The organism is Streptomyces sp. NPDC030820, assembly GCF_055572075.1.
Genome location: NZ_JBVIEB010000001.1, coordinates 595,895 through 613,303, shown reverse-complemented (window position 1 = coordinate 613,303; position 17,409 = coordinate 595,895). Strand labels below are relative to the sequence as shown.

17 protein-coding genes are annotated in these 17,409 nt (G+C 71.1%); 10 read left to right on the top strand and 7 right to left on the bottom strand.

The window, feature by feature from the left end; genetic code table 11:
- Positions 1-84: 84 nt before the first annotated feature.
- The 4 genes from ACZ418_RS02765 to ACZ418_RS02750 all read left to right on the top strand — a co-directional run bounded on the left by ACZ418_RS02765 (position 85) and on the right by ACZ418_RS02750 (position 3,202).
- Positions 85-1,044: a metal ABC transporter substrate-binding protein gene (locus tag ACZ418_RS02765; protein WP_468355844.1), complete on the top strand. Its 960-nt coding sequence runs from the start codon at positions 85-87 to the stop codon at positions 1,042-1,044.
- An 11-nt stretch (positions 1,045-1,055) separates the two neighbouring features.
- Positions 1,056-1,826 (top strand): metal ABC transporter ATP-binding protein, encoded by a 771-nt coding sequence (locus ACZ418_RS02760; protein ID WP_468355841.1) that lies wholly within the window; start codon positions 1,056-1,058, stop codon positions 1,824-1,826.
- Positions 1,826-2,728 (top strand): metal ABC transporter permease, encoded by a 903-nt coding sequence (locus ACZ418_RS02755; protein ID WP_468355838.1) that lies wholly within the window; start codon positions 1,826-1,828, stop codon positions 2,726-2,728. The genes ACZ418_RS02760 and ACZ418_RS02755 overlap by 1 nt, the downstream gene beginning before the upstream one ends.
- 63 nt (positions 2,729-2,791) lie before the next feature.
- On the top strand, positions 2,792-3,202 hold the full coding sequence (locus ACZ418_RS02750) for a Fur family transcriptional regulator (protein WP_468355834.1): 411 nt from the start codon (positions 2,792-2,794) through the stop codon (positions 3,200-3,202).
- Positions 3,203-3,210: 8 nt separating this feature from the next.
- On the opposite strand, the gene ACZ418_RS02745 is transcribed toward ACZ418_RS02750, so the two are convergent.
- The 4 genes from ACZ418_RS02745 to recO are packed head-to-tail and all read right to left on the bottom strand — an operon-like array spanning position 3,211 to position 6,750.
- Positions 3,211-3,720, bottom strand: a complete 510-nt coding sequence (locus tag ACZ418_RS02745) for a YcxB family protein (protein WP_468355831.1) — start codon at positions 3,718-3,720, stop codon at positions 3,211-3,213.
- 44 nt (positions 3,721-3,764) lie between these two features.
- Complete coding sequence (locus ACZ418_RS02740) at positions 3,765-5,096, bottom strand: histidine-type phosphatase (protein ID WP_468355828.1); 1,332 nt, start codon at positions 5,094-5,096, stop codon at positions 3,765-3,767.
- Between the two features lie 40 nt (positions 5,097-5,136).
- On the bottom strand, positions 5,137-5,985 hold the full coding sequence (locus ACZ418_RS02735) for an isoprenyl transferase (protein WP_468355825.1): 849 nt from the start codon (positions 5,983-5,985) through the stop codon (positions 5,137-5,139).
- 18 nt (positions 5,986-6,003) lie between these two features.
- Positions 6,004-6,750 (bottom strand): DNA repair protein RecO, encoded by a 747-nt coding sequence (gene recO, locus ACZ418_RS02730; protein WP_468355822.1) that lies wholly within the window; start codon positions 6,748-6,750, stop codon positions 6,004-6,006.
- 93 nt (positions 6,751-6,843) lie between these two features.
- Here recO and ACZ418_RS02725 point away from each other — a divergent pair, with 93 nt between their 5' ends.
- The 6 genes from ACZ418_RS02725 (at position 6,844) to ACZ418_RS02700 (ending at position 14,351) form a co-directional block, all read left to right on the top strand.
- Positions 6,844-6,996 carry a hypothetical protein gene (locus ACZ418_RS02725; RefSeq protein ID WP_468355819.1) on the top strand — a complete coding sequence of 51 codons (153 nt, stop codon included), beginning with the start codon at positions 6,844-6,846 and terminating at the stop codon, positions 6,994-6,996.
- Between the two features lie 848 nt (positions 6,997-7,844).
- Positions 7,845-9,488, top strand: coding sequence for an ABC transporter substrate-binding protein (locus tag ACZ418_RS02720; RefSeq protein ID WP_468355816.1), 1,644 nt, complete (start codon positions 7,845-7,847; stop codon positions 9,486-9,488).
- Positions 9,489-9,492: 4 nt separating this feature from the next.
- Entirely contained in the window at positions 9,493-10,449 is a 957-nt protein-coding gene (locus ACZ418_RS02715; RefSeq protein ID WP_468355813.1) for an ABC transporter permease, read from the top strand.
- Positions 10,449-12,422 (top strand): dipeptide/oligopeptide/nickel ABC transporter permease/ATP-binding protein, encoded by a 1,974-nt coding sequence (locus tag ACZ418_RS02710; RefSeq protein ID WP_468355810.1) that lies wholly within the window; start codon positions 10,449-10,451, stop codon positions 12,420-12,422. The genes ACZ418_RS02715 and ACZ418_RS02710 overlap by 1 nt, the downstream gene beginning before the upstream one ends.
- A complete protein-coding gene (locus ACZ418_RS02705) occupies positions 12,419-13,423 on the top strand; it encodes an oligopeptide/dipeptide ABC transporter ATP-binding protein (protein ID WP_468355807.1) in 1,005 nt (334 codons plus the stop codon). The genes ACZ418_RS02710 and ACZ418_RS02705 overlap by 4 nt, the downstream gene beginning before the upstream one ends.
- A 1-nt stretch (position 13,424) precedes the next feature.
- A complete protein-coding gene (locus tag ACZ418_RS02700) occupies positions 13,425-14,351 on the top strand; it encodes a dihydrodipicolinate synthase family protein (RefSeq protein WP_468355804.1) in 927 nt (308 codons plus the stop codon).
- 11 nt (positions 14,352-14,362) lie between these two features.
- Here ACZ418_RS02700 and ACZ418_RS02695 read toward each other — a convergent pair whose 3' ends face one another.
- The 3 genes from ACZ418_RS02695 to ACZ418_RS02685 are packed head-to-tail and all read right to left on the bottom strand — an operon-like array spanning position 14,363 to position 17,408.
- On the bottom strand, positions 14,363-15,538 hold the full coding sequence (locus ACZ418_RS02695; protein ID WP_468355801.1) for a sialidase family protein: 1,176 nt from the start codon (positions 15,536-15,538) through the stop codon (positions 14,363-14,365).
- The gene (locus ACZ418_RS02690) at positions 15,535-16,200 is read right to left on the bottom strand and encodes a response regulator (RefSeq protein ID WP_453309227.1); all 666 of its coding nucleotides are present in this window, start codon (positions 16,198-16,200) and stop codon (positions 15,535-15,537) included. The genes ACZ418_RS02695 and ACZ418_RS02690 overlap by 4 nt, the downstream gene beginning before the upstream one ends.
- On the bottom strand, positions 16,197-17,408 hold the full coding sequence (locus ACZ418_RS02685) for a sensor histidine kinase (protein WP_468355798.1): 1,212 nt from the start codon (positions 17,406-17,408) through the stop codon (positions 16,197-16,199). Before ACZ418_RS02685 ends, ACZ418_RS02690 begins: the two co-directional genes overlap by 4 nt.
- Between the last annotated feature and the right edge of the window lies 1 nt (position 17,409).

Below are 17,409 nucleotides of genomic sequence, written 5' to 3'. Positions count from 1 at the left end.
CCCCAAGCCCCTCCCCCGGGCTCTCACCGGCCGCTTACCGGCGTTTATTGACAACGGTTTCCATGTTTGTTGAAAATGACTGTCATGAACGTACGACGACGCCTCATACCCGCCGCCGCGATCGCCGCCGTGACCGCCCTCGGCCTCGGCACCCTCACGGCCTGCTCCGGCGACAGGGCGGAGGCGGCGAACACCGGCAAGTTCGATGTCGTCGCGTCCTTCTACCCCATGGCGTTCCTCGCCGACCGGATCGGCGGGGACCACGTCCACGTCACCAGTCTCACCTCCCCCGGCCAGGAGCCGCACGACCTGGAGCTCAGCCCCCGGCAGATCGCCTCCCTCCAGGACTCCGACGCCGTCCTGTACCTGAAGAACCTCCAGCCCTCCGTCGACGACGCGGTGGCCCAGTCCCCCGTGCAGACGAAGATCGACGCGGCCTCCCTGACCACGCTGGAGGAGCACGGCAACGAGGTCGGCGGCCACGCGGCCGCGCACGACACCCACCAGGGCGAGGAGGCCGGCGCCAAGGACCCGCACATCTGGCTCGACCCGGTGCGCTACGCCCAGGTCGCCGAGGGCGTCGGCAAGGCCTTCGAGAAGGCCGACCCGAAGCACGCGGCCGACTACCGGAAGAACACCGCGGCCCTGGTCAAGCAGCTGACCGACCTGGACCAGCAGTTCAAGAGCGGCCTCGCGCACACGAAGACCAAGGTCTTCATCACCACCCACGCCGCCTTCGGCTATCTCGCCGAGCGCTACGGCCTGACCGAGGAGGCCATCAACGGCCTGGACCCCGAGTCCGAGCCCAGCGCCGCACGCGTGAAGGACCTGGAGACGATGGCCGAGGCCGACGGCGTCTCCACCGTCTTCTACGAGACGCTCGTCAGCGACAGGACCGCGAAGACCATCGCGCACGACGCGGGCCTGAAGACCGACGTGCTGGACCCGATCGAGGGCATCACGGCCAAGTCCCGCGGCAAGGACTACTTCTCCGTCCAGAAGGCCAACCTCAAGGCGCTCCAACAGGCCCTCGGCTCGAAGTGAGGGGTCACGAGATGACCAGCGAACCCGTCATATCCCTGCGCGGGGTCACCGCCGAACTCGGCGCTCGCCCCGTGCTCCGGGGCATCGACCTCACGGTCCGCCGCGGCGAGGTCGTCGCGCTGCTCGGCGCCAACGGCTCCGGCAAGTCCACGGCGATCCGTACGATCATCGGCCAGGTCCCGGTCAGCGGCGGCACGATCGAGCTGTTCGGCACCCCGCGCCGCGCCTTCCGTGACTGGGCGCGCGTGGGCTACGTACCGCAGCGCACGACGGCCGCGGGCGGCGTACCCGCGACGGTGACCGAGATCGTGTCGTCCGGGCGCCTCTCCCGCACCCGCTTCGGCGTCTTCCGCAGGACCGACCGGGAAGCCGTGCGCCGGGCCCTGGAGCTGGTCGGGATGGCCGACCGCGCCAAGGACTCGGTGAACGCCCTGTCCGGCGGTCAGCACCAGCGCGTCCTGATCGCCCGCGCCCTCGTCGCCGAGCCCGAACTGCTGATCATGGACGAGCCGATGGCCGGCGTCGACCTGGCCAGCCAGGAGGTGCTCGCCCGCACGCTGAAGCAGCAGGTCGACTCCGGTACGACGGTCCTGCTCGTCCTGCACGAACTCGGCCCCCTGGAGCCCCTGATCGACCGGGCGGTCGTACTCAGGGACGGCTGTGTCCTCCATGACGGCCCGCCCCCGCAGGCCGTGGGCCAGCACGCCCTGCCCGGCCACGACCACGTACACCCGCACGCACCGTCGGGTTCCGAATCTCTGCGGACGGGACTGCTGAGCTGATGGACCTCCTCAACTACGCCTTCATGCAACGGGCGCTGCTCGCCGCCGTCCTGGTCGGCATCACCGCGCCCGCGGTCGGCATCTACCTGGTCCAGCGCCGCCAGGCCCTGATGGGCGACGGCATCGGACACGTGGCCATGACGGGCGTCGGCCTGGGCTTCCTGCTGTCGACGTCCCCCGTGTGGATGGCGACGGCCGTCTCGGTCCTCGGCGCGGTCCTCATGGAGCTCATCCGCTGGTACGGCAGGACACGCGGCGACATCGCCCTCGCCATGCTCTTCTACGGCGGCATGGCAGGCGGCGTGATGTTCATCAACCTCGCGCCGACGGGCTCCAACGCGAACCTGACGACGTACCTGTTCGGCTCGCTGTCGACGGTGTCGCAGTCGGACGTCCTGTCGATCTGCCTGCTGGCCGCGTTCGTGGTGCTGGTCACCCTCGGCCTGCGCCGCCAGCTGTTCGCGGTCAGCCAGGACGAGGAGTTCGCACGGGTCACGGGCCTGCCGGTGCGCGCGCTCAACCTCCTCACGGCGGTCACGGCGGCGATCACGGTCACGGTCGCCATGCGCGTGGTCGGCCTGCTGCTGGTGTCCGCGCTGATGGTGGTGCCGGTGGCCGCGGCGCAGCAGCTCAGCCGCAGTTTCACCGCCACGTTCGTGATCGCCGTCGCGATCGGGGTGGCCGTGACCGTCAGCGGCACGGTCACCTCGTACTACCAGGACGTTCCGCCCGGCGCGACGATTGTCCTGCTGACCATCGCCGCGTTCGTCGCGCTGACGGTCCTGGCCACACCGCTGGCCCGCCGACGCGCCCGCGCGGCCGCTGCCGCGCAGCCCGCCGGGGATCCGGCAGAGTGCACTGTTCCGGCCACTCGGCCGGCCGGGGACGAGATCATCGTCTGACCGCTGACAGCCCGGGCTGGCACAATGGCCGCCCGGGCAGAAGCGAGACGTGAGGAGACAACGGTGACGACCGCTGGACCGCCCGTGAAGGGCCGCGCGACCCGCCAGCGTGCAGCCGTGGCGGCGGCCCTGGACGAGGTCGAGGAGTTCCGCAGCGCGCAGGAACTGCACGACATGCTCAAGCACAAGGGCGACTCGGTCGGCCTGACCACGGTGTACCGCACCCTCCAGTCCCTCGCCGACGCCGGCGAGGTCGACGTCCTGCGCACCTCCGACGGCGAGTCCGTCTACCGCCGCTGCTCGACCGGCGAACACCATCACCACCTCGTCTGCCGCGCCTGCGGCAAGGCGGTGGAGGTGGAGGGACCGGCCGTGGAGAAGTGGGCGGAGGCGATCGCGGCGGAGCACGGTTACGTCAACGTGGCCCACACGGTGGAGATCTTCGGTACGTGTGCGGAGTGCGCGGCGGGCTGAGCGCCGCTTCACACCCGCCGGATGTGCCGGTCCAGGATCGCCCGCAGCCGGTCCGCGTCCGACGGGTCGGTCAGGCCCTGCTTCGGCAGCAGGGTCAGGCACCGTGCCTTCGTGTCGTCGCTGAACAGCACGAACAGCTCCGGCGTCTCCCGGTACACCGGCCGCGCACCCCACCCCTGCATGACGGTGATGTGCTCGCCGCGGATCGTCACCCCGGCGTCCGTCACCGTCGTACGGCAGGGGCCGTTCACAGCCGCGGCGCGCATCATCCCGCGTCCCTGCAAACGGGGCAGCAGGACGAGCCCGAGCGCCAAGTAGCACAGCAGGAGGAGCGTGGGCAGGTCGATGTCCCCGTCGGAGGCCAGGAGGGCGTACCACAACACGCCCGCGGCCACCGCCCCCACCAGATGCCGGACCGACCAGGTGACCTTCCTGCGCGCCCACAGTGCCGACGAGAAGTCCCGCGCGGTCGGCCGGTAGTCCAGCTCGACCGTCTCCTGCACTGCATCCCGCCCCATGTCCATGACCATGAGGCGGGATCATACGGGGCCCGAGCGGCGGCTCAGCCTCGTCCGAAGCAGCGTTCCAGTTCGTCCAGGTCGTAGAAGGCGCTGCCCTTGGTGATCGGACGGCACCCTGCCTTGAACGCCGTCTCCTTCTCGTTGTAGAGCATGCGGACCAGGTAGCGGCCGCCCTTCTCGTACACGTCCCACTGGATGTTCGCGCCGAGCGGGGCCACCGACGCCCCCCGCCAGGAGTTGTCGGCGTAGGTGTACGGCTCCCCCGGCGTCGCCGGCCTCGTGCTGCCGGGCAGGCCCATCAGCGCGGCCAAGGGGATGATCTCCTCGGCGTGGGTGAAGCGCAGCTCTGCGCCGAGGTCGCTGGTGCCGGCGCGCTTGGCCTCGACCTGCTTGAAGAGGTCGTCCAGGAGGACGCCGGCCATCTTGTAGGTGATGTCGCTGTCGGAGAACCCGGGGCCCTTCTCGTAGAAGTCCTCCGCGTCGGAGAGGTAGCCGAACCAGGACGCGTCCGAGCGCGAGATGTAGCGGTCCATGTCCCAGCCCTTGCCGTCCGGGGCGGGGCTCTCCTCGATCATCGCCGGTGCGATGGCGTACAGGTTGTAGACGGCCTGCGCGGCGCCGACCTGGTCGGTGATCCCGTCGACGAAGGACTCCTTGAAGATCCGCCGCAGCACGCTTCGCGCGGCCTCGTGCGACCGGGGCTGGTCCTCGATCGAGTGCAGCGTGTCCTTGAGGCGCTGGTTGTTCGCGATGTAGTCGCGGTACGCCGCACCGCCCGCCGACTTGTGGAAGTACAGCAGGTCCTTGTCGGTGCGGGTGGGGCCGATCAGCGGCTTCAGCGCGGGGTCGGCGGCGGCGAGGGCGCCGGTGTACTCGCTCGCGCTGGCCACGGCCCGCCCCTGCCCGGAGCTGACCACGTCGATCTTCTCGCCCTGGTCGGCGATGTCCTCGAACAGGGTGGGCAGCCGCTGCTCCATGCGCTTCGCCGTGTCCCGCATCTCCTGCCGGCCGCGCCCGCTGAGATTGCCGTACCCGACCTTCTCCATGGCGGCCATGAGGGCCCGCACGGTCGGCCCGAACTGCTCGCCCTCGCCGCTGAGTTGCCCCTCGGCCCGCGCCTTGTCCCACAGCCCGAGGATCAGGTCGCCGTCCTCGCTTCCGGTCGCCGCACGGGAGCCGTGCCGGGAGACGTTCTCGGTGAAGACGGCGGAGTATCCGGCCGGGGGCTGCTGGTAGGCGCGCGGGTTCTGCCCGGGCGCGTACGGCGCCCTGGTGCCGTAACTCTCGCGGTGCGCGGGGCCGTCGGCGGCGTGCGCGGGCAGCGCGGTGAGCAGCAGGGCGCCGAGGGCGAGAACAGGCGTGAGACGTCTCATAAGTCCTCCATCCTCGGCGGCCCGCGTGAACCGCCGGTGGCTACGAAGTGGACTCGCCCTTCATCGCGGCCTCCATGGCGAGGAGCTCCTCGTTGGGGACGGCGCCGCCGAACCGCCGGTCGCGGGAGGCGAATTCGACGCAGGCCCGCCACAGGTCACGGCGGTCGAAGTCGGGCCACAGCACGTCCTGGAAGACCATCTCGGCGTACGCGCTCTGCCAGAGCAGGTAGTTGGAGGTGCGCTGCTCCCCGCTGGGCCGCAGGAAGAGGTCCACGTCCGGCATGTCGGGGTAGTACAGGTACTTCTGGATGGTCTTCTCGCTGACCTTCGCCGGGTCCAGCCGACCCGCCGCGACATCCTCGGCCAGCGCCTTCGCCGCGTCGGCGAGCTCGGCCCGCCCGCCGTAGTTCATGCAGAAGTACAGCGTGAGCAGGTCGTTGCCCTTGGTCTGCTCCTGGGCGACCTGCAGCTCCTTGGCGACCGACTTCCACAGCTTGGGCATACGGCCCACCCAGCGCACCCGGATGCCGAGCTCGTCGAGCTGGTCCCGCGTCTTGCGGATGAAGTCGCGGTTGAAGTTCATCAGGAAGCGGACCTCGTCGGGGGAACGCTTCCAGTTCTCGGTGGAGAAGGCGTAGAGGGAGATGTTGCGGACGCCGATCTCGATCGACCCCTGGAGGACGTCGAGGACGCGCTCGGCACCGACCTTGTGCCCCTCGGTCCGGGGCAGACCCCGCTCCTTCGCCCACCTCCCGTTGCCGTCCATGACGATGGCCACGTGGTTCGGGACCAGCTCGCCGGGGAGCTTGGGCGCGCGGGCACCGGACGGGTGCGGCTCCGGCGCCTTGTACTCGCGCCGCTGGCGCCCCAGGATCCCGCGTACGACCATGTGCTTCTCGTCTCCCTCTTACTTCTCGACGTACCTGAGCGAACGCAGCCCGCGCTCCAGATGCCAGTGCAGGTAGGCGGACACCAGCCCGCTGCCCTCGCGGACGTACCGCGCCTCGCACGCGTCCGCCGTCTCCCAGTCTCCCGTAAGCAGCGCCCCGAGGAGTACCAGGGTCTGGGGCGACGGTACGACACTCCCGGGCACCCGGCAGTCGGCGCAGACGGAGCCACCGGAGGCCACGGAGAAGAACCGGTTCGGACCGGGCATCCCGCACTTGGCACAGTCACCGAAACTCGGGGCGTATCCGTTGACGGCGAGGGAGCGGAGCAGGAAGGCGTCGAGGACGAGGTGGGGCGCGTGCTCGCCCCGGGCGAGCGTGCGCAGCGCGCCGACCAGCAGCAGATACTGCTGGACGGCCGGCTCCCCCTCGTGATCGGTGAACCGCTCGGCGGTCTCCAGCATCGCCGTCCCGGCGGTGTAGCGGGCGTAGTCGGTCACGATCCCGCCGCCGTACGGCGCGATGGTCTCACTCTGCGTGCATAGCGGGAGACCGCGCCCGATCAGCTCGCTCCCGCGTGCGAAGAACTGCACGTCGACATGGGAGAAGGGCTCCAGCCGGGCCCCGAACTTCGACTTCGTCCGCCGCACGCCCCGGGCCACGGCCCGGACCCGGCCGTGGCCGCGCGTGAGCAAAGTGATGATCCGGTCCGCCTCACCCAGCTTCTGGGTGCGCAGCACGATGCCGTCGTCGCGGAACAGACTCATGGACACCATTCTCGCCCAAGCGCTCCCCTGCCGACGCCGTTAAACAATATGTTGAAGGGTGGCAACTGCACGAATGGGAAGAACGTGCAGCCCGTGCCGCTCGACGGCCTCACTCCGTGGCCCGAGGACGCCGCCCAGCACAACGCCTCGGCCTTCACTCCGGACGGCTTCTACCGCACGGGAGCCCTGGCCCGCGTGACGGCTGAGGGCAAAGTGGTCGTGGAGGGGGTGGTGAGGGGGTGGTGAGGAGCGGGTCGGCTGCGTGGGCGGAGTTCACCCGCACCATTGGGCCGCTCGCTTCTGGGCCAGTGTCGTGCCTCCGCACTCCGCGTCAAGGGCGCTACGCGTCGCCTTCGGCGATGGCCCTCCGGGCCACCCTTGACCCGGAGCGCTCCAGCACGGGCAAGAAGCGAGCGGCGATCGGCAACGACTCCCCCATGCGCCTTCCGGTCCTCACAGCCCCCGGTCGAGCGGTGATTGGCAGACTTGTTCCACGCTCCTGAGGCAGAGTGGCTGGTCAGGCGGGTGCAGGGCTGGAGGGGGTGGCACAAATCCGCCAATCACCTCCCGGTCGTCTGGGGATGAGTGGCTGGTGGGGCGTGTGTGGCTGTCGGGACGCGCCGGGGTCCGCTCGCGACCTCACCGCGGCCCGCCCACCGGCGCATGGCCGCTAGCCCACCGGCGGATGGCCGCTGAGTCCACCCGGCGTGCATGCGAGACGCCACCGCGCCCCCGCCCACGGTGCGAACGCAGCCGAGCCGAGGGGCCGACCCCGGCAAGGCGTCCACTTTCCCCGGGCTGCTCGCTCGCTTCTTGCCCGTGCTGGAGCGGGGTGAGTCAAGGGTGGCCCGGCGGCAACCTGGTCACCCCCTCCCTGCAGCTGATCTCGTCCGGCTCGGTCTCCTGCATCACCCCGCCCAACCGCCAATGGTGCGACCTCTGGCGGCTAGGCCATTCGTGTGCGCCGTCTTGACCGTCCTCACGCCCCCTCCTATGGTCGCGCTACCGACCGGACGTAGGACGTAGGACGTCGTATCTCCCAGCCTCCCCAGCCTCCCCAGGCCAACTCCCCCCGACGACTTGCTGGAGGATCCGTGCGCGACGACGTGACCGACGTGAGCCCCGACGTACCGGCACCGCGCCGCCGGTCGTTCCTGAAGTACTCGGGTGTGCTGGGCGCGGCCGCCGTTCTGCCGCCCGTGCTGGCGGGTTGCTCCGCGGGACCGGAGTCCACGAACGACACCGGGAGCGGCGGCAGCGGCAAGGACCGGACGCTGACCGCGGTGATCGGTTACGGCAACGACGGCAGCTGGGATCCGACGCAGACGGCGTCGGCGTTCTGCATGGCCGCCAACAACCATGTCTACGAAGGACTGTTGGACACCGATCCGATCACCCGGGTGCCCTATCCGGCGCTCGCCACCGAGGTGCCGAAGGACCCAAACGCCACCGTCTGGCGGTTCACCCTGCGGTCGGGGGCGACCTTTCACGACGGCAAGCCCGTCACCGCCGACGACGTCGTGTTCGTCTTCGACCGGATCCTCGATCCGAAGACCCAGACCCTTGCCAAGGGCTTCTTCGCCGGCTGGCTGAGCGGCGTCCGCAAGGTCGACCCGCGCACCGTCGAGCTCGTGCTCAAGTTCCCCTTCCCGGACGGGCTTTCCCGGCTCACCCTCGCCAAGATCATGCCGAAGCACGTCTTCTCCAAGCCCGGTGCCTGGGACGACGCCATCAAGGGGCTGGCCGTCGGCTCGGGGCCGTACCGGCAGACCGCGCACCACCCGAAGTCCAACACCACCTTCGAGGCGTACGCCGGCTACAACGGGCCGCGCCCGCCTGCCTTCAGGCGCATGAACTGGCTGACCATCGTGGATGCCGCTCCCCGCGTCGCGAAGATCTCGGGGAGCGATGCCGGGGCGCAGATCGCCGACAACATCCCCTACGCCAACATCGCACGGCTGGAGCAGGGGGGCCTGAAGGTCGCCGGTGGCGCCGGGATGAACAACCTGTTCCTGATGTTCAACACCCAGCACAAGCCGTTCGACGACGTACGGGTGCGGCAGGCGCTGCACTACGCCATCGACACCGAGAAGATGGTGCAGGTCGCCCTCAAGGGGCACGGCAGGCCCGCCTCCTCGTTCCTCAACGAGGGCAACCCGGCCTACCGGCGGGCCAAGACCGTCTACGACTACGACCCCGGCAGGGCGAAGGCCCTGCTGAAAGCCGCCGGGGTCAGCGACCTCAAGGTCAACGTCCTTGCCGTGAACGTCAGTTGGATCGTGGACTGTCTGCCGACCATCAAGTCCTCCTGGGACGCGATCGGCGTGGAGACGACCCTGGCGCCGCAGGAGACCACGGCCGTGTTCACCAAGATGGACCAGAAGCAGGACTATCAGGTCGTCGCCGCGGCATCCAATCCGAATCAGTTCGGGCTCGACGCCGATCTGATCATGCACTACAACTACGGGCCGCAGAACCTGTGGATGCAGTACACCCGGTGGGCCGGCGACCCCGTCGCCAGGCAGCTCTTCAAGGACATGGACCGGGCGACCCGGGAGCCGGACCCGGAGAAGAAGAAGGCGATCATCCAGGACTACATCGACGTCGTCGCCGAGCAGGCCGTGCTGTACCCGGTCGTCCACAACGAGCTGATGACCGCCTGGGATCCCCGGAAGCTCACGGGTATAAGGGCGCAGCCCTACCCCGGCATCAACCTCCTCCAGGCCAAGTGGGTCTGACGGCATGACGGCCGTCGTACGGATCCTGCTCCGCCGTATCGCGCTGCTCGTGCCGCTGGTGCTCGGGATCGTGCTGTTCGTGTTCCTGGTGATGCGGTTCTCGGACGTGGATCCCGCGTCCGCGTTCTTCCAGGGCGCCAATCCGACCCCGCAGCAGCTGCATGACTTCCGGGAGCGGAACGGCCTGCTCGATCCGCTGCCCGTCCGGTACGTCCACTTCGTCGGCGATCTGCTCCACGGCGACCTCGGCACCAGTGCCCTGACCCGGGCGCCGGTGGTCGACCAGGTCACCACCGCGCTGCCGCTCACCCTCCAGCTGACCTTCCTCGGGCTCGCCATCGCGGTGGTGCTGGCGCTGGCGGGTGGGGTGACGGCCGCTGTGTACCGGGACCGGATTCCGGACCAGGTCATCCGGGTGGTCTCGCTCGTAGGGGTGGCGGCACCTGGTTTCTGGCTGGCGCTGCTGATGATCCAGTATCTGGCGGTGGACCGGGGCTGGTTCCCGTCCGGCGGCTACATCAACCCGGCCGACTCGGTCACCGGCTGGCTGAAGACCATGGCGCTGCCCGCCGTCGCCCTCTCCCTGCCGGTGGCCGCCCAGCTGACGAGGATCGTGCGGACCTCGGTGGTGGAGGAGCTGGACAAGGACTATGTGCGGACGGCGATCGGGAGCGGGTTGCCGCCGTGGGTGGTCGTCGGCCGGAACGTCCTGCGCAATGCCCTGGTCAATCCGCTGACCGTGCTCGGGCTGCGGGTCGGCTATCTCCTCGGCGGTGCCGTCGTCATCGAGACGATCTTCTCGCTGCCCGGCATGGGCAAGCTGATGATCGACGCCGTGCAGAACGGCGACCCGGCGGTGGTGCAGGGGGTGGTGCTGACGACCGCCACCGGGTTCGTCGTCGTCAATCTCGTCATCGACATTCTGTATCTGCTGGTCAACCCACGTCTGAGGGCGGGCTGATGGTCACGCGCGCGAGTCTTGCCGAGCGGCTCTCCCGGCCCGGCGGCGTGCGGCTGCGGGGCTGGCGCCGGCTGCCCCTGCTGTCGAAGGTCGCCGTCTGTTTCCTGGCCTTGGTCATCCTCGTCGCCGTACTCGCCCCGCTCCTGGCCCCCGACGATCCGCTCGACCAGCAGGAGCCGGTCGGCGGCAGCGGGCATCCGTCGGCCGCGCACTGGCTGGGGCAGGACAGCCTCGGCCGGGACATCCTGAGCCGGCTGATGTACGGCGCCCGGTGGTCGCTGGCGATCGGGCTGGGGGCCACCGGGCTCGCCCTGGTGGTGGGGGCCGTCATCGGGGCGGTCGCGGCCACCTCCCGGAAGGGCGTCGACGAGACGCTGATGCGGTGCCTGGACGTGGTGATGGCGTTCCCCGGGATCGCGCTCGCCGCTGTCCTGGTCGCGGTCTTCGGCGGCGGGATCGGCGTGCTGATCTGTGCCATCGCCTTCCTGTTCACACCGCCCGTGGCCAGGGTCGTACGGGCCAACGTCCTCGATCAGTACGGCGAGGACTACGTCACGGCGGAACGGGTGATCGGCGCCCGTACGCTCCATGTCGTGGTGCGGCACGTGGCCGTCAACTGTGCCGCCCCGGTGCTGGTGTTCTGCACGGTGCAGGTCGCCGAGGCAATCGTGTTCGAGGCGTCGCTGTCCTTCATCGGCGCCGGGGTGCGGCCGCCGGACCCGTCCTGGGGCAGTGTCATCGCCGACGGCAAGAACATGGTGCTGACGGGGGGCTGGTGGGCGACCGTCTTCCCCGGGCTGCTGATCCTGCTGACCGTACTGTCGTTGAACATCCTCTCCGAGGGCGTGTCCGACGCGTGGGCGGCACCGGCCGCCCGGGACATGGAGACCGCTGAGGACCGGTTGGAGAAGGCGGAGCCCGGTGAGGTGGTGCACCTGCCCGGGCTGACCGAGGCCGCCCGGCGGCTGCGGTCCCGGGCCCGGCCGCTGCCCGACCGGAGCGGGCAGCCGGTGCTGGCCGTGGAGAACCTCACCATCGGCTTCCCGGACCGGCACCGGGGCGTGGACATCGTGGCCGGGGTCAGCTTCGAGGTGTACCCGGGTGAAGTGCTGGGTCTGGTGGGCGAGTCGGGCTGCGGGAAGTCGCTGACCGCGCTGACCGTCATGGGGCTCCAGCCTCGGGACGCGCGGATCGGCGGCCAGGTGCGGTTCCGGCAGCGGGAACTGCTCGCCGAGCCGATGCGGGCCAGGCGGCGGCTGCTCGGGCACGAGATGGCGATGGTCTACCAGGACGCCCTGTCCTCGCTGAACCCGGCGATGACCATCCGCGCCCAGCTGAAACAGCTGGTCCGGCGCGGTGGCCGACGCGGTCCGCGCGAACTCATGGAGCTGGTCGGCCTGGACCCCGAGCGCACCCTGCGCAGCTATCCGCACGAGCTGTCCGGCGGGCAGCGGCAGCGCGTGCTGATCGCCATGGCGCTGTCCCGCGAGCCGCGGCTGATCGTCGCCGACGAGCCGACGACCGCCCTGGACGTCACCGTGCAGGCCCAGGTGATGGAGCTGCTGCTGCGGCTGCGCGAGGAGCTGGGGTTCGCGCTGATCCTGGTCTCGCACGATCTGGCGCTGGTCGCCGACGTCACCGACCGGGTGGTGGTGATGTACGGCGGGCAGATCGTGGAGAGCGGGGTGACCGCCGACCTGGTGGCGGCGCCGGCCCACCACTACACGCGCGGACTGCTGGGCAGCGTGCTGTCGCTGGAGTCGGCCGAGGAACGGATGACGCAGATCAGGGGGGTGGTACCGGCCCCCGCCGACTTCCCGGCGGGCTGCCGCTTCGCCGACCGCTGCCCGCTGGCGAGCGAGGTGTGCCATGCGAACGCCCCCGTCCTCGCCGGTACGGCCACCCACACGGCCGCCTGCCACCACCCGGCGGTGGACCTCACGTCGGCGGAGAGCGAGGAGGCGCTGCAGTGACCGCTGTGGTCGAGGTGCAAGACGCCCATGTCGTGCACAGGGCCCGCAGCGGCGGGCTGCTGCGCCGCGACCGGGTGTACGCCCTGACCGGCGCCGATCTCACCGTGGCCGCCGGGGAGACGGTGGGCGTGGTCGGCGAGTCGGGGTGCGGGAAGTCGACGCTGGCGCGGGTGCTGGTGGGCATCCAGCGGCCGGCCTCCGGGACGGTGGCGTTCCGGGGCCGTGACCTGTGGACGATGCCGCCCGCCGAGCGCCGGGCCACGGTCGGTGCGGGCGTCGGGATGGTCTTCCAGGACCCGTCGACCGCGCTCAACCGGCGGCTGACCGTACGGCGGATCCTGCGCGACCCGCTGGACGTCCACGACCGTGGGACCAGGGCCGAACGGGAGGACCGGGTAAGGGAGTTGATGACGCTGGTGGGGCTCCCCCGGGCCTTGGCCGACGCCCTTCCCGGGCAGCTCTCCGGCGGGCAGCGGCAGCGCGTCGCCATCGCCCGCGCGCTCGCCCTGGACCCGGCGCTGGTCGTCGCCGACGAGCCGACCAGCGCCCTGGACGTCTCGGTCCGCGCACAGATCCTGAACCTCCTGCTGGACCTGAAAGAGCGCCTCGGCCTGGCCCTGGTGTTCGTCTCGCACGACATCCAGACGGTACGGCGGATGAGCGACCGGGTGATCACCATGTACCTGGGCCGGATCGTGGAGGAGAGCCCGGCGGACCGGGTCACCGACGCCGCCCGGCACCCGTACACCCGCGCCCTGTTCTCCGCCACGCCCGGCCTGCTGGACCCCATCGACCCGATCCCGCTGACCGGGCCGGTGCCCTCGGCGACCCGGCCGCCCAGCGGCTGTCCGTTCCGCACCCGCTGCTGGAAGGCGGACGGGTTGTGTGCCGAGGTGATGCCGGACTTCTCGGCCGCGTCACACCCCGGACACCGCTATCGGTGCCACCATCCTGTTGAGGAGGAGGAATCGACCCGAGACCTAGCACGCCAGGAGCCCTGACATGCCCTTCCCCACCCCGCTCACCGGTGTCGTCCCGCCCGTCTGCACGCCCCTGACGCCGGAGCGCGAGGTGGACGAGCCCTCGCTGCTCAGCCTGGTCGACCATCTGGTGGAGGGCGGGGTGCACGGGCTGTTCCTGCTCGGGTCCACGTCCGAGGCGGCGTTCCTCACGGACCGGCAGCGCAGGCAGGTCGTGGAGGCGGTCGTGGCCCATGTGGGCGGTCAGCTGCCGATCCTGGCCGGCGCCATCGACATGACCACGCCGCGCGTCCTGGACCACGTCAGGGCGGTGACGGCGGCCGGAGCGGAGGCGGTGGTCGTCACCGCACCCTTCTACGCCCGCACGCACCGCGGTGAGATCATCCACCACTACCGCCGGATCGCCGCCGCGTCCGACGTGCCGGTCATCGCCTACGACATTCCCGTCGCCGTGCACACCAAGCTCCCCGCCGACGTGGTGCTGGGTCTCGCCGCCGACCGGGTGCTGGCCGGGATCAAGGACTCCAGCGGGGACCTGGCCGCCTTCCGTGAGATCGCCACCGGCGCCCGCGTGCACCCCGGGTTCAGCGTGCTCACCGGCTCCGAGCTGATCGTGGACTCCGCGCTGGCGCTGGGTGCCGACGGGGCGGTGCCGGGGCTGGCCAATGTCGACCCGCACGGGTACGTCCGGCTGTACCGGATGTGCCGCGCCGGGGACTGGGAGGGGGCGCGGGTGGAACAGGAGCGGCTGTGCGCGCTGTTCGGGATGGTCACGGTCGGGGATCCGGCGCGGATGGGCGGCAGTTCCTCGGCACTGGGCGCGTTCAAGGCCGCGCTGCATCTGCGGGGCGTCGTCGACTGCCCGGTGACGGCCGAGCCGCAGGTGCCGCTGTCCGGCGAGGAGGTCGAGAGGGTCGGCAAGTTCTTGGCGGCGGCCGGGTTGCTGTAGTCCCTTCCGGCTCAGGTCAACGTCAGCCTGCGGAACTCCAGGGTGTCGTAGCTGTGGGTGGTGCCCGTCTCGTACAGGACGCCGATCGTGTCGTGGGCGAGCTGGACCAGGTCGGAGTAGGCGGCCGGGCGGTCCGTGAGGGTGAGGATCCTGGTGAAGGTGCGGCCGGCGTCCGCGCTCGACCAGATCGCCAGGGCTCGGCGGGCTGTCGGTACGGAGGGGGCGGAGAACAGGAGCGGGGCGTCGTGCCCCCGGAGTTGGAGGACGCTGCCCTGGACGACCGGGACGTCGTTCAGGGTGGGCTGGGCGGCATAGGGGCGGTCGAGGGTGGTGCCGCCGTCGCCGGAGTAGGTGTCGAGGCGGTTGCCGGGCGTGCTGCCGTACTGGTCGCGGGCGTTGAAGTAGAGGCGCCCGTCGGGGAGTTGGGTGGCAGTCGTCTCGTTGACGTTGGTCACGCCGCCGTGGGGTGCGGTCACGAAGCCGAGCCGCCAGGTGCGGCCGCCGTCGTCGCTGTAGAGCGCGTGCCCGCCGTCGTACCGGGAGCCGGGGCCGAAGGACGTGGCGGGCGGGGCGATGGTGTGGTTGGCGGGAACCAGCAGGCGGCCGGCATGCGGACCCCGGGTGAGGGCGACGGCGTGGCCGGGACCGGTGGCGTACCAGCGCCAGCCGGGCCGCTTCACCTGGGCCGTGATGTCCGCCGGAGGTGTGAAGTGCCGGCCGTCGTCCCAGCTGTGCTGCACGAACACCCGGCGTTCCCCCTCCCCGCGCCGGATCTGTTCCTCCGTCATCTTCCCGCTGTTGGCGCAGGTCACCAGGACGACGGCACCGGTGTGCGGGTCCACGACCGGTGCCGGATTGCCCCGGGTGTCCCCGTGTCCGGCGGCCACGACCGTCAGCGGGCCCCAGGTGCAGCCGCCGTCGGTGGAGCGGCGCAGTACGACATCGATGTCACCGGTGTCGCCGACGCCGTCGCGCCGCCCCTCGGCGAAGGCCAACAGGGTGCCGTACCTCGTCTTCACGACCGCGGGGATGCGGTAGTCGGCGTAGCCGCCCCGGCCGGAGACGTACGGCACCGAGGAGATGCAGCCGGGCATCGCCTGCGCCGATGCGGCGTGGGCGGGCGGACGGACGGTGAGCGAGGTGAGGAGCGCCAGGGCGGTGAGCAGGGTACGGCTCTTCGGTGTCACCCACCCATGCTCCCCGGAATCACCAGCCCTGACTCGTAGCCGACGATCACCAGCTGGGCCCGGTCCCGGGCGCCGAGCTTGCCCATGATCCGGCTGACATGGGTCTTGGCGGTGAGCGGGCTCAGGCCCAACGCCTCGGCGATCTCGGCGTTGTTGAGGCCGCGCGCGACCAGGGTCAGCACCTCCCGCTCCCGGTCCGAGAGGCACTCGGGGCCGCCGGTCACGGGCGCCGAGGGGCTGCGCAGGAACCGCTCGATCAGCCGTGCCGTGGGCCCCGGCGAGAGCAGTGCCTCGCCCGCCGCGACCGTGCGGATCGCGTCGAGGAGGTCGGCCGGACGGGTGTCCTTCACCAGGAATCCGGAGGCACCGGCGCGCAGCGCCTCCACCACGTGCTCATCGGTGTCGTAGGTGGTGAGCACCAGGACCCTGACCCCGGCGAGGTCCTCGTCGGCGGCGATCAGCCGGGTCGCCTCGATGCCGTCCAGGCCGGGCATGCGGATGTCCATCAGGACGACGTCGGCGCGCTCGGCCCGGGCCAGGTCGACGGCCTCGCGCCCGGTGCCGGCCTGCCCGACGACCTCCATGTCCGGCGCCGACTCCACGAGCATCGCGAACGCGGCCCGCACCAGGGTCTGGTCGTCGGCGAGCAGTACCCGGATCATCTCTCGGCCTCCAGCGGCAGTACGGCGCTCACCTCGAAGCCCCGGCCGTCGGCGCGCGGTCCGGCGTCGACCGTGCCGCCGACGCTGCGGGCCCGCTCCCGCATACCGACCAGCCCGAACCCGGGCGGACCGGCACCGGCGCCGCCCACCCCGTCGTCGGTGACCTGGACGCGCAGGCCGCCCTCCGCCTCGTACACGCCCACCCGCACGGTCAGGTCGGCCCGGCCGCCGTGCCGTACCGCGTTGGTGAGCGCCTCCTGCACGATCCGGTAGGCGGCGGCGCCGACGGCGGGCGGCACCCCGTCGGCGCGCACGGCCAGCTCCACCCGGGCGCCCGCCGACTTCGCCAGTTCGGCGAGGCCGTCGAGGCCGGGCAGCGGGCCGCGGGCGTCCGGGGCGCCGGGGTCGCGCAGCACCTCCAGGGTCGTACGGAGTTCGCCGCGGGCCGTGCGGCAGGTCTCGGCGATGTCGTCGAGGGCCTTCGCGACGGCCGTGCGGTCCAGGCGCTCGGGGTCGGCCTCCAGGACGTGCGCGGCGACCGAGGTCTGCACACCGATGAGGGTGATGGTGTGGGCGAGCAGGTCGTGCAGGTCGCGGGCGACGCGCAGACGTTCCTCGGCGACCCGGCGACGGGCCTCCTCCTCGCGGGTGCGTTCGGCGCGCTCGGCGCGTTCCACGGCCGCGGCGGCGTTCTCCCGGTGGACGCGGATGTAGCCGCCGAGGACGAGCATGGAGATGATCCAGCCGGTGATCTGGAAGCTGACCTGGACCCCGGCCATGCCGTGGCGGATCTTCAGGAGCAGCATCAGCGTGACGACGGCGGCGCCGATGAAGGCCGTGCGCCGGGGGCCGTGGGTCACCGCCACCGTGTAGAGGACGACCATCGAGGCGGCGGTGGGCGCCGAGTGGTTGTAGTCCAGCTGGTGGTAGGTCGCGATCAGCGTGATCATGACCGCGAGCACGGTGAGCGGGGCCCGCCGGCGCCAGGCCAGCGGCACGTGCAGGCCGAGCAGCAGGGCCCAGCCGAGCGCGTCCGGGTGCCGGCCGCTGCCGACGGTGACGGCGATGCCGGAGGCAAGCGCGGCGAGCGCGGCGGCCAGGAGGGCGTCCTGCCGCAGGGGATCCAGGGCCGCGAGGGTCCGGCCGGGCCGGGAGGCGGCTACGGTTGCCTGCACGGGGTTCGTGACGGTTGCCTGCACGGTGTTCATC